Genomic DNA, 12,315 nt, shown 5'->3' on the forward strand with positions numbered 1-12,315 from the left:
ACCGCGTCCAGCTATGCCGCCAACTGGCACCTCGCCGCAACGGTCATTGCCTCAAAGTGAATGTCCACGGACCCTAGAACAATGAAACTTTTTATCGCAACCGCCGCCGCCACATTGATCGCTTCCGCCAGCTTTGCAGGGCAGTCGACACGCTACGAAGACCTGCGCTTGGATACGTCCGTAACGGCCGACGTTGTCTATGCCGCAGATGCCGGTGAAACCCGCCCTAATGAGCGCGCCGCGGTCCTGCGCTTGGACACATTCTCGGGCGCGCGCGCGCCTGTCGCCACCCTCTCAACCAGCGGGCCAGTGGGCAGCTTGGGCGCAGGTTTCGCCTATGGGGGTTATGGCGCGGGCAATGACTCCCGCTAAGCTTTGACTGACTTGAGAGTGCCCGGCCCGAAGGGTGCCGGGCTTTTCTACAAGCGAAACCGTATGGCCGACGGGCCAACAGTTACTCTTTGCAGAAAAGGAAAATGGCGGAGCGACAGGGATTCGAACCCTGGAGACGGTCTCCCGCCTACACACTTTCCAGGCGTGCGCCTTCGACCACTCGGCCACCGCTCCGTTGAGGCGGGGTTTAGCTTGGGGCGGCAGTGAGTTGCAAGAGCGAATTCCCCCCAGAGAGGATAAATTTATCTAACCGCCCAGATGAACATAGACCCGGCGGTTCAAACGGCCCTTTTTCTCAATCTTTCCAAGGCGAAGACCGCCAATCTCGCCGGTGCGGGCGACATGGGTGCCGCCGCAGGGCTGCAGATCAATGGGGTCTTGCGCCTCTCCGATGCGGATCAGGCGAATGTCCCCTCGTCCGCGGGGCGGGGCGACCGACATGGTTTTGACCAGTTCGGGCGTGGCATCCAATTCGGCCTCGGTGATCCAGTCCTCGCTCACCCGCGCATCAAGGGAGACGAAGTGATTCAATGCCTCCTCCAGTTCTTCGCGGTCCTGCGGCGCATCGGGCATGTTGAAGTCGAGCCGCCCATGGGTGGCCGAAATCTGTCCGCCCGTAACCGGATGTGGAATGACGACGGACAAAAGATGCAGCGCCGTATGCACGCGCATATGTTTATGTCGACGGTCCCAGTCGAGTTCCTGTTTCACGAAAGCCCCCACCGGCGGCAAGGGACGCGGCTCTGCCGGGACCAGCGCGATGCGCCCGCTGTCGCGGTCGCGCACCGTGGTCGCGATGGTCAGCTCTTGCTTGTCCCATGTCAGCCACCCGCTGTCGCCCGGTTGGCCACCGCCTGTGGGGTAGAACAGGGAATTGTCCAAAATCACCCCACCTTCGGGCGTATGGGCCGCCACGCGGGCCGGCGCATCGCGCAAATAGGTCTCGGTCCGGTAGAGCTCGCCCGTCATGCCTGCGGCTCCGCCTTGTCGCTGCCGTCTTGGACGCTGGCACTGGTCGCGGGCTGCAAGGTCTCAGGGTTGCGCAGCCATAGGTCGCGTTGGGCGAAGGGAATTTCGATCCCTTCCTCTTTGAAACGCGCGGCGATGGCGTGGTTGATGTCGTTTTTGACCTTCATCATCCAGTTCACGTCCCGCAAATAGCAGCGCACCTCGAACTCCAGCGCATCGGCCCCGAAGTTCAAGAACAAGACCGCGGGCGGCGGGTTGGTCAGGACGATAGGCTGCGCCTCGGCGATCTCTTGCAGGATGCCTTCGATCCGTTTGGTATCGGTGCCGTAAGCCACGCCCACGGGCACGATGAGGCGACCCACGGTATTGCCACGGGTGTAGTTGGTGACCGTGCCGCTGATCAGATCGGCGTTGGGCACGATGACATCGGTTCGATCGAACGTTTCGATCCTCGTGGAGCGCACCGAGATGTCGCGCACATAGCCCATCTGGCCGCCCACCTCGATCCAATCTCCTTCTGAGATCGGGCGTTCGATCAACAGAATGATGCCGGAGACGAAGTTCGATACCACGTTTTGCAGACCGAAACCGATACCGACCGACAGCGCCCCGGCGACATAGGCCAGCGCGGAAAGGTCGATCCCCGCCCCGGTGATGGCGAGCAGCGCGGCGAGGAAAATACCGACATAGCCGATCCCCGAGACGATGGCATTCTGCCCCCCGATGTCCATCCGCGTCTTGGGCAGGACATTGCTGCGCAGCGCCCCTTGGATCAGACGGGTGGCGGCATAGCCGATCACGAAGATCACCGCGAAGGACAGGAAGTCGGTCGGGCGGATCCGCGTCTCACCAAAGGCGAAGCCCCGGCTGAACAGGGCCCAAAGCTCGGTCAGGTCGGTGACCCGCGCGCCCCATGCCAGCGCCATCAGGGGGAGCGACAGCAACAACAAGATGAGGCCAAAGAAAACCGGCATCAGCGCGTCCCGCGCCTGCACCCCCTGCCCGGTCATGGCGCCGTAGACATCGGCCAAGAAGCGTTGCAGCGTCATCACAAGCCCCAGAAGCACCAGCGTCGTGACATAGGGCGGCAGCAGCGAGTCGGCGGCGTTGTAATAGCCGCTGACCAGCAGCAGTGGGGCTACCACGGCCACGATCATCGCGCCCAGGCCCAGCCCGCGCACGACGCGGTTCAGGGTCGAGGTCCGCGGCTCTTCGGCGGCGGAGACGTCCTCCGTCACCGGATCGCTGTAACCGTGCAGAATTTTCCCGATGCGGAACAGGGCAAAGGCACTCAGCAGCATCACCGGCAGGCGCAGCACGGCCTCGGTGGTTTCCGCCGGGTCTTGGCCGTCGAAGATGGCGGTAACGATCGCGCCCAGTATGACGGTGACGGTGATGATGCTGACGTAGAAACGGACCGCTTTGCGCTCAGCCGCGGGCAGCAGGATCAGCGCCTCGTCATCATCGCGCGAGAACACCCGTTCGGCGACCCAGCGAACGCCCAGCATTGCGCCGCCGATCACCGGGATCAGTTGCACCAGAGCCGAGCCGCGCGGGCCGAGCCAATCGGTCGCCAAAACGGCCATGGCCAGCAAAACCAGACCGACCGTGGGCAGGATGATCCGCAGCAGCGACACGACAAAGCGCCAGATCCCAAAACCACGCGCGCCGAATTGCTGCAGCCGCCCCACGATCGCGGTCGACCAATGTTGGCCGCGGAGGATCAGCACCAAGCCCAGAATGGTGAGGGCCAAAACCGCAGGCAGGGAGGAACGCAGGCTGCGCCGCGCCGTGTCGGCATCGTCAGGCGCCTCGGCGGCGATCTCACCCGCCGCTGTCGCCAGATCGTCAATCGCGGTGCGCCAATGGATGGGGTTGAGCGGCGTGGGCACCACCTCCATCAACTGCTCGGTCTGGCGTTCGCGCAGAGCCACGTCGATCTGCCCGATCAGCGCATCGGCGCGCAGATATGCTGCCTCCGCCCGTTGGACCGGGGTCAGCAGGGTGTTGAGCTGTCGGTTCAGCTCTTCACGGTTGGCAGCGACTTCGGGAGATTCCGGCTCGGCCCCCTCGCCCTCGGGCGGGGTTCCGAGCGCGGCCAATTGTTCGCGCAGGGCGGTGATCCGCGCGGCATTGAGGTTGCGCGCCGCGTCGAACTGGGCGCGGTAGTCCACCAGCCGGGCGCGCTGCACCTCCAGCATGGTTTCGGTGGTGCCGGGGTCGTCCACCGCCTCTTCAGCCGAAGAGGCGACGGTTTCCCATTGGTCGAAATCCGGCAGAACCGGTTCCTGTGCGACAGCAGCGCCGGTCAGCCAGACCAGCAACGCGGTGAGGCCAAGGGCGAAGCGGAGCATTTGGGTCATGTATCCTCGAAAACACCTGGGATGGATTGTGGCGCGGCATCAAGCCAAGCGGGCGTCGGCAGCCCCTTCTCGCGTAGGAAATCCGGGTTGAAGAGCTTGGATTGATAGCGCGTGCCGAAGTCGCAAAGCACGGTCACAATGGTATGGCCCGGCCCCATGTCTTTCGCCAGACGTATGGCACCGGCGACGTTGACACCCGACGACGCACCAAGGCAGAGCCCCTCATTCTCGAGCAGGTCAAAGACGACCGGCAGCGCCTCTTCATCCGAGATGTTATAGGAATGGTCAGGTTTGAACCCTTCGAGGTTCGCGGTGATCCGCCCCTGACCGATGCCCTCGGCGATGGAACTGCCTTCGGACTTCAACTCGCCTTCGGTATAGTAGCTGTGCAGCGCTGCGCCATCAGGATCGGCCAGCGCGATCTTCACGCCTTTGGGTTGCAGCGCCATGGCCACGCCAACGAGTGTCCCGCCCGAGCCGACCGCGCAGCAAAAGCCATCGACCTTGCCGCCGGTCTGTTCCCAGATCTCGGGGCCGGTGGTTTCGATATGGGCCTGCCGGTTGGCGGTATTGTCGAACTGGTTGGCCCAGATCACCCCCTCGGGCGTGGTCTTGGCCAATTCCTTGGCCAAACGCTCGGAATAGCGGACGAAGTTGTTGGGGTTTTTGTAGGGAGCGGCGGGCACCTGCACCAGTTCGGCGCCGGCCAGCCGCAGCATGTCTTTCTTTTCCTGCGATTGTGTCTCGGGGATGACGATGACGGTCTTGAACCCCATCGACGCGCCCACCAGCGCAAGCCCGATGCCGGTGTTTCCCGCAGTGCCTTCGACGATGGTGCCGCCGGGCTTCAACTCACCCCGTGCGATGGCGTCACGGATGATGAACAGCGCCGCGCGGTCCTTGACCGACTGGCCGGGGTTCATGAACTCCGCCTTGCCCAAGATTTCGCAGCCGGTCTCTTCGCTCGCGCCGCGCAGCCGGATCAGCGGTGTGTTTCCAATGGCCTCGGCCAAATCTTTAGCAACCTGCATGTTTGCCCCCAGTTCATGTTCCGTCCGGTTTAGCTGTCGTGCCTTCGGACCTCAAGCGTTCGCGGTGGCGCGCCAGCCAATAGGCGCTCGCCACCAATGGCGCATTGGCAAGGGCCTGCGCATCTGCCAAGGCCATCAGATCATCGAATGACATCAGATGCGACCGGATATCCTCGCCCTCCGCAGGCAAACCGCCTGTGCCCATGATATGATCCGGCAAATCCGCCAATCCCACGAAAATGTGAAAGAATTCCGTCGCATTTCCGGGGGAGGCATAGACGTTTCCGACCGGCTCCAAGGCACCCAAGGTGATGCCCGCCTCCTCCTGCGCCTCGCGCCGCGCGGCGGCCTGCGGGGTCTCTCCGGGGTCGATGTGGCCCGCGATGGGTTCCAACTGCCAGCAGGTCCGGTCACCGCGCGCCAGCGGGCCCATGCGGATTTGCTCAACCAGCAGCACGCGGTCACGCTGCGGGTCATAGGGCAGGACCAGCGCGGCATCCGCGCTGACAAAGACCGCGCGGTCGATCTGTGCCGACAGGCTGCCGTCAAAGGTCTCATGCCGCAGCGAGATTTCATCCAGTGCGAAAAAATTCGCGTAAACGCGGCGACGGTCAATCACCTCGACCTTGCCATCAAGCGCCAGCGGATCATGCATGCTTTGTGCCGCCAGCACCTGCTGATGGGCCCGGCGGCGGATCATTGGGAACATCGCATCGACCTCGGCGCGGGGGCGCTGGCCCATATAGCTCATCACTTCGCGCGCGGCGTGGCAGGAAAGCGCGGCCCAATCACGCTCCCACTCTGACAAGGACCATGGCCCCTGCGCGGTCCAGCGCCCGGGCTGGGGCAGATAGACCTCGGCCCCCTGCCCGTCCGCCAGTGTCACCGGCACCAAATCATAGTCGAAGGCGCCTTCATAGAAATCGAGCCGCGCAAAATCATCCGCGCTCAGCCCCCGCACCAGCAACCCTTCGGCCCGCGCGCCCTCGCGCGCCTCAATCGTCGGAAACGGCCCTTCGGCGGCAGCCGAGACGTGGTAGCCGGGCAGATTGGCGGGGCTGAGGTCAATCGCCTCGGAAGAGCGGCCAAGCACGATTTCCAAGAGCGGCAGATGCCGCAGGGTGCCGTAGATAAAGAGATGTCGCATGGGGGTCAGGGCCAACGATTATAAGCAAATTCTGTCAAAAGCCCCACGATCACGCCACCGATGACAAGCGCCACGCCGATGGGCACGGTGGCGATCATCAGGCCAAATTCCGCGCCGATCTGGAACACGGCGACGATGGCTTCGAAGGGATCGTCATAGCGGTTGCGCAGCGCCAGACGGACCATTTCATTCGCCGCCTGCAAGAAGATCGCCCAAAGCATCAGCACAAAGACGCCGGCAAAACCGTTGTTGATCGCAGCCACCATGCCCCGGCCCGCGCGCCGGCCCATGACGCGCCAGCCCACGAGGAGGCCCAGCACGACGTTGAGCGGCAGGAAATATCCGAAATCCGTGCTTTCCGGCATTAGGGGCACCACCATGCCCGACAGGACAAAGGCCAGCACAGCGAGTGAGATCGCCGCCATAAGTCGTGCACCATTCGGCATTTTTCGGCTCCTTGCGGGGGGGGACCGCAGGGGCGGTCACACCGGTCGCCGTACCGTAATCTGCGTCACATCGCAATTGCCACTGTCGAATGTCGCGGCACAGGAAGTGAGGTAAAAATTCCACATCCGGCGAAAGCGTTCGTCAAAGCCAAGCGCGGTGATCTGATCCCATTTCTCGTTAAAGGTCTCATGCCAACGGCGCAGGGTGATGTCATAGCTTTTGCCGAATTCGATCGACCGGTCGACCACCAGCCCTGCCCGCTCGACCTGCTCCCGTAGGATCGTGGGGCTGGGCAACATGCCGCCCGGGAAGATGTATTTTTGGATGAAATCTACCCCGCGTTTATAGACCTCCCACCGGCGGTCGGCGACGGTGATGATCTGCAAAGTCGCCGCGCGGCCCGGTTTCAGGCGCTGGTGCAGCGTGTCGAAATAGACCGGCCAGTATTTCTCGCCCACCGCCTCGAACATCTCGATGCTTGCGATGCCGTCATAGCTCTCGGTCTCGTCGCGGTAGTCTTGCAGTTTAAAAGTCACACGATCCGAGAGCCCCGCCTTGGCGATGCGCTCTTGGGCGTAGTTGAACTGCTCTTGGCTGATGGTCAGTGCTGTCACCTTCAGCCCGCGTTCGGCGGCGGCATATTCCGCAAAACCGCCCCAGCCACAGCCGATTTCCAAGACGTGGTCGCCGGGCTGCACGCCCATCTGATCGACCATGGACTTGTATTTCGCCCGCTGCGCGGCCTCAAGCGATTGCTGGGCGTCGCCCTCAAAAATGGCCGAGGAATAGGTCATCGTATCATCCAGCCAGAGGCTGTAGAAGGCATTGCCCAGATCGTAGTGATAGCTGATGTTGCGCTTGGCCTGTTTGCGGTTGTTGCGCTGAAGCCAAAACCGGAACTTCTCGAACTGGCGCAGCAGCCCTTGGCCGGGGAAACCGTCATAGACCGTCTCGTTCCCTGCATGAACCAGATCCATGAAGGCCTGCAGGTCCGGGGTCGACCACCATTCGTCCAGATAGGCGTCACAGAAGCCCAGATCGCCCTCGCGGATCAACCGGGCGAAGAGGTCATCGTTATGGATGTGCAGTTCCGCCACCGGGCCGGGTTTGGCCCCCTCGGCACGGAACATGCGGCCATCGGGCAGGACAAAGTCCACCCGCCCGTGCTGCATCTCTTGCGCCATCGCGAAGACCTGCGGGAAATAGCGCGGCAGACCTTTCTGCCCCTCGGTGGTCGTAAGCTTCATACCTCGGTTCCGTTCTTGTTATTGACGCCCACTGTAACCGCAGGCTGCTGTTTCGCAAAAAGTTAAAAGTCGCGGTTGCGATAGGCGTCGAGCGCGCGCTCCCGCCCTTCCGACAGATCGACGATCGGATCGGGGTAGCCGTCCTCCGGGCTCAGCCCCCAATGGCGCGGGATCGCGTCGAAATAGGCCAGCGCCTCGTCACTCGGTTTCGCGCGGCCCTCGGCAATCCAACGGCGGGTGTAGTCGCGCCCCTTGTCGAACCGATCAAGCTGGGTCTCGGGGTTGAAAATGCGGAAGAACGGCGTCGCATCGGGGCCGGAGCCCGCAGCCCATTGCCAGCCCATCGCGTTATTGGCCGGATCCCAATCGATCAGATGTTCTTCGAACCACTTCTGCCCGATCCGCCAATGACACATCAGGTGCTTGGTCAGATAGCTTGCCACGATCATGCGGCCCCGGTTGTGCATCCGGCCCGTGACCTGCAATTCGCGCATGGCCGCGTCGACGAAGGGCACGCCGGTGCGCCCCTGTTTCCACGCCAGCACCTCGGCGCGGCGCGCGTCCTCATTCCACGGGAAAGCCTGCCATTCCTCACGCCAGTTTTGGTCAAGGATGCGCGGCGTATGGTACATCAGGTGATAGGCAAACTCGCGCCAGGCGAGTTCCTTGAGGAAGGTCTCAGCCCCGCGCTTGCCCTCCTGCATCGCCCGCCGGCCCGCGTGCCAGCACTGGGCCGGGCTGATCTCACCCAGCGACAGGTTTTCCGACAGGGCCGAGGTGCCATCTTCGCCCGGCAGGTCGCGGCTTTCGTCGTAGCCTTCGACGATATGGGCCATGAAAGAACCAAGCCGCGCCTGTGCCGCAGCCTCACCCAGCCGGACATAGGGGCGCACCACGTCGCGCCCGCGCTGCATCTCGGCGTCCATTTGCCAATCGTCCAGCGCGGGGCTCTCGGGCCAGCTTTGCGGGGCTGGGATGTCGCTTGGGGTGGCCAAGGGGGCCGCCACATCGCGGCCCCGGACCGCCTTCCAATAGGGGGTGAAGACTTTGTAAAAACCGCCAGTTTTGGTCTCAACCGTCCAAGGCTCGAACATCAGATGTCCGGCAAAGCTGCAGGCCTCGAGCCCATCGTCTTTCAGCGCTTCTTTGACCTGCGCATCCCGGTCAATGGCGGCGGGATCGTAAAGGCGGCTCCAATAGACCGCCCCCGCGCCGGTTGCCTCGATCACCTCGCGCAGCACCTCAAGCGCGTCGCCGCGACGCAGGATCAGGCGGCTGCCCTTCTCGGCCAAGGTCTCCCCAAGGCAGTCCAGGGCCAGGCCGAGGCGGAACTTCGGGGCTGCGCCCAAAGCCTCTGATTGCGCATCGTGGATGAATAGCGGGATAACCGGACGGCCCGTCTTGCAGGCCGCCGACAGGGCGGGATGGTCGCTCAGCCGCAGATCGCGGCGGAACCACATGATAATCGGGGAATTGTCGCTCACGTTCGGGGTCTTGCTCCTGCACCTGTCCCGCAACATAGCGCCCCTGCGCCCGGGTCAAGGGTCAGAGCAGATCATCCAGCGCGTTCAGCAGTTTATCCATCTCCTCCTGCGTGGTGTAATGGGTAAAGCTGAGCCGGAGCACGCCTTTGGCCTCATCCACCCCCATCGCATCAAGCGCCCGGCCCGCGTAGAATGTGCCGCCCCCTGCCATGATGCCGCGTGCGGCCAGTGCCTGCGCCATCTCGCCCCCCGGTCGATCAAGCGCCAATGCCACCGTGGGCGCGCGGGTTGCCGCATCGGTGGGGCCGATGACCCGCACCGAGTTGCGCGCCGCCATGGCATCCAGCAGCGGTTGCAACAGAGCCGTCTCATGGGCGCGCATCGCATCATGCACGGCGACACGACGCGCCGTGGCCCCGGCAGTGCTGCCGATATGGTGGGCGTGGAAGGCGTCGATATAGTCCGCCATGCCCGCGCTGGCTGCGATCTGCGCGTGATCCGGCCCGGCGGGGGTGAAACGTTTGTAAAGCACGTCCCCGTTAAAGTGATGCGCTTGGTTCGGCAGCAGTTCGGCCAGCGCCCGGCGGATGACCATGACACCCTGATGCGGCCCGAAGGTTTTGTAGGCGGAAAAAAGGTAGATATCCGGCCCCAGCACCCCAACATCGGCAAAGCCATGCGGTGCATAGGACACGCCATCGACGCAGACGAAAGCACCGGCGGCATGGGCCAGCGCCGTGATCTCGGTCACCGGGTTGATCTCGCCCACCACGTTTGAGCAATGCGGGAAGCAGACCAGCCGGACATTCTCGTCCAAGAGGTCTTCGAGCTTGGCGGGATCGAGGTGCCCGGTCTCAGGATCGATCTGCCATTCGCGGATCTCGATCCCCCGCGCGGCGAGCCTGCGCCACGGGCCGGTATTGGCCTCATGGTCCTGATTGGTCACGACGATCGCCTCACCGGGCTGCATCATCTGACCAAAAGCCTGCGCCAGCACATAGGTGTTCTGCGTGGTGGATGGGCCAAAACTTAGCTCCTCCGGGGTCACGCCAAGGATCGCGGCCATGCGGGTGCGGGCCTCGTCCATCTCCTCCCCGCCTAGCCGGCTGGCCTCATAGGCGCCATAGGGCTGCACCTTTCGCTGGGTGTAAAAGCGATGCAGCCGGTCGATCACTTGGCGGCAGGTATAAGACCCGCCGGCGTTCTCAAAGAAAGCCTGCCCCTGAAGGCTCGGCTCGGCGAAGGCGGGAAATTGGGCGCGGACCCATTCGGAATCAATATGCATGGCGCGAAGGTTGACCGCAGCGCGGCCAAGGTCAAGCGCCCAAAGAAAACGGCGACCCCATGGGGCCGCCGTCATCATTGTCTTAAAGGTTGTGCAGGTTAACGAATTTTACGCTCGTCCTGCAGGCCACGGAAGATGCAGAAGCACATGAAGAGCAGCAGCAGCGTGAACAGCAAGCCGGTGGAGATCACCATGGATTGCAGCGCCGCCAAACCGCCGCCGATCAACAGCGCGATGGCCACGGCACCCTCAAAGATGCACCAGAACACCCGCTGCGGCACCGGTGCGTCGACCTTGCCGCCCGCCGTGATCGTGTCGATCACAAGCGACCCGGAGTCCGACGAGGTGACGAAGAACACCACCACCAGCACGATGCCGATGAAGGAGGTGATCGAAGCCAGCGGCAGCGCGTCGAGCATTTTGAACAGCTGCAACGGCAGGCCCGCATCTTGCGCCGCGGTGTAGCCGTCGTTCAGCACCTGATGGATCGCGGTGCCGCCAAAGATCGACATCCAGAGCACACAGACCAGCGAGGGGATCAGCAGCACGCAGATCACGAATTCCCGCACGGTACGGCCCCGGCTGACGCGGGCGATGAACATGCCGACGAAGGGTGACCAGCTGATCCACCACGCCCAGTAGAAGGCCGTCCAGCCCTGGGAGAAGTTCACGTCTTCACGGCCAAACGGGTTCGCCAGCGCGGGCAGGAATTCGATATAGGCCACCAACGAGTCCCAGAAGAAGGACAGCAGGAAGATCGTCGGCCCGACAAAGAGCGTGAACAGCGCCAGCAAGGCGGCCAGCCCCATGTTGATCTCGCTCAGCACTTTCACACCGCCATCGAGGCCGCGCAGAACCGAGACCAGCGCCACGGCGGTGATCAGGGAAATCAGCACGATCTCGGAGGTGGTGCCGATGGGAACGCCGAACAATTCGTTCAGACCTGCGTTCGCCTGCGTGGCACCCAGCCCGAGCGACGTCGCCAGACCAAAGAGCGTGGCGAAAACCGCGATGGTGTCGATGATATGCCCGGGCCAGCCCCAAACACGTTCGCCCAGAACCGGATAAAAGGCCGAGCGGATCGTCAGCGGCAGACCTTTGTTGTAGGTGAACAGCGCCAGCGCCAGCGCGACGATGGCGTAGATCGCCCAAGGGTGCAGACCCCAGTGATAGATCGTCGCCGCCATGCCAAGGCGCAGCGAACCGGCTTCGTCACCCGTGGCGGCACCCAAGGGGGCCCAGTCGGTGCGCAAACCGTTCTCTGTCGTGATCTCGCCCATGGAGGTCGAGAAATGGGTCAAGGGCTCGGACACGCCGTAGAACATCAGGCCGATGCCCATGCCCGCCGCGAAAAGCATCGCGAACCAACCCAGATAGGTGTAATCCGCCACTGCTTCGTTGCCGCCAAGGCGGACATTGCCAAAGGGCGTTACGATTAGCAAAAGCGCGAAGATCACCACCAGGTCGGCAGAGCCGATCAGGAACCAGTCAAAGTTTTTGGTGGTAAAGTTGAACATGGCCGAGAAGATCGCGGCGGCCTGCTCTGGCAATGCGATAGTGTAGAAAACGAAGATCACGACCGCGAGCCCCGAAATCAGAAAAACCGGGTTGTGAATATCTAGCCCGAACGGCCCGATCTGCCGTTCGATATTGTCCTGACCGATCTCGTAATCGGTGTCGATGACATCCGCCTTGCCCTCAGGCTCGGGGATGCCGTGCGAATTGGTATCGCTCATTATCTGTTCCCTCTTTGATGACAGATTGCCGCGCAGAACGCGGCGTTCTGTTTTTTTCATCCGTGCGCAACAGGATAGGGGCTTGCGGCCATTGGGCAAGCCATTGTGGCCAAACCCCCTTGGAAACTTGGCTAAAACGACATGGTGTGATTGCGGCGGTCGCTCTCCAGTGGCGAACGAGGTCCGGTATGTTGGCCTCATGGATATAAGCCG

10 protein-coding genes and 1 tRNA gene are annotated in these 12,315 nt (G+C 62.8%); 1 reads left to right on the plus strand and 10 read right to left on the minus strand.

All coding sequences use genetic code 11. The features are described from left to right. Window positions 1–81: 81 nt before the first annotated feature. Window positions 82–372, plus strand: a complete 291-nt coding sequence (locus ACGYK7_RS18345) for a hypothetical protein (RefSeq protein WP_394403840.1) — start codon at window positions 82–84, stop codon at window positions 370–372. A gap of 105 nt (window positions 373–477) precedes the next feature. Here the strand turns inward: ACGYK7_RS18345 and ACGYK7_RS18350 are convergent. The 10 genes from ACGYK7_RS18350 to ACGYK7_RS18395 all read right to left on the minus strand — a co-directional run bounded on the left by ACGYK7_RS18350 (window position 478) and on the right by ACGYK7_RS18395 (window position 12,102). Then, a tRNA-Ser gene (locus ACGYK7_RS18350) sits at window positions 478–567 on the minus strand. A gap of 72 nt (window positions 568–639) precedes the next feature. Then, window positions 640–1,362, minus strand: a complete 723-nt coding sequence (locus tag ACGYK7_RS18355; RefSeq protein ID WP_394403841.1) for an alanyl-tRNA editing protein — start codon at window positions 1,360–1,362, stop codon at window positions 640–642. Then, window positions 1,359–3,725: a DUF3772 domain-containing protein gene (locus tag ACGYK7_RS18360; protein WP_394403842.1), complete on the minus strand. Its 2,367-nt coding sequence runs from the start codon at window positions 3,723–3,725 to the stop codon at window positions 1,359–1,361. Before ACGYK7_RS18360 ends, ACGYK7_RS18355 begins: the two co-directional genes overlap by 4 nt. Continuing rightward, window positions 3,722–4,756 carry a cysteine synthase A gene (locus tag ACGYK7_RS18365; protein ID WP_394403843.1) on the minus strand — a complete coding sequence of 345 codons (1,035 nt, stop codon included), beginning with the start codon at window positions 4,754–4,756 and terminating at the stop codon, window positions 3,722–3,724. Before ACGYK7_RS18365 ends, ACGYK7_RS18360 begins: the two co-directional genes overlap by 4 nt. A gap of 13 nt (window positions 4,757–4,769) precedes the next feature. Then, the gene (locus ACGYK7_RS18370) at window positions 4,770–5,903 is read right to left on the minus strand and encodes an NUDIX domain-containing protein (RefSeq protein WP_394403845.1); all 1,134 of its coding nucleotides are present in this window, start codon (window positions 5,901–5,903) and stop codon (window positions 4,770–4,772) included. 5 nt (window positions 5,904–5,908) lie between these two features. Then, window positions 5,909–6,349 carry a TrgA family protein gene (locus ACGYK7_RS18375; protein ID WP_394403846.1) on the minus strand — a complete coding sequence of 147 codons (441 nt, stop codon included), beginning with the start codon at window positions 6,347–6,349 and terminating at the stop codon, window positions 5,909–5,911. A 36-nt stretch (window positions 6,350–6,385) separates the two neighbouring features. Beyond that, complete coding sequence (locus ACGYK7_RS18380; RefSeq protein WP_394403847.1) at window positions 6,386–7,597, minus strand: class I SAM-dependent methyltransferase; 1,212 nt, start codon at window positions 7,595–7,597, stop codon at window positions 6,386–6,388. A 62-nt stretch (window positions 7,598–7,659) separates the two neighbouring features. Further along, window positions 7,660–9,081, minus strand: a complete 1,422-nt coding sequence (locus tag ACGYK7_RS18385) for a cryptochrome/photolyase family protein (protein ID WP_394403849.1) — start codon at window positions 9,079–9,081, stop codon at window positions 7,660–7,662. Between the two features lie 61 nt (window positions 9,082–9,142). Then, entirely contained in the window at window positions 9,143–10,366 is a 1,224-nt protein-coding gene (locus ACGYK7_RS18390; protein WP_394403850.1) for an aminotransferase class V-fold PLP-dependent enzyme, read from the minus strand. Between the two features lie 98 nt (window positions 10,367–10,464). Next, window positions 10,465–12,102, minus strand: coding sequence for a BCCT family transporter (locus ACGYK7_RS18395; protein ID WP_394403852.1), 1,638 nt, complete (start codon window positions 12,100–12,102; stop codon window positions 10,465–10,467). Window positions 12,103–12,315: the final 213 nt, after the last annotated feature.

The organism is Sulfitobacter sp. 1A15299 (assembly GCF_043556915.1).
Taxonomy (GTDB): Bacteria; Pseudomonadota; Alphaproteobacteria; order Rhodobacterales; family Rhodobacteraceae; genus Sulfitobacter.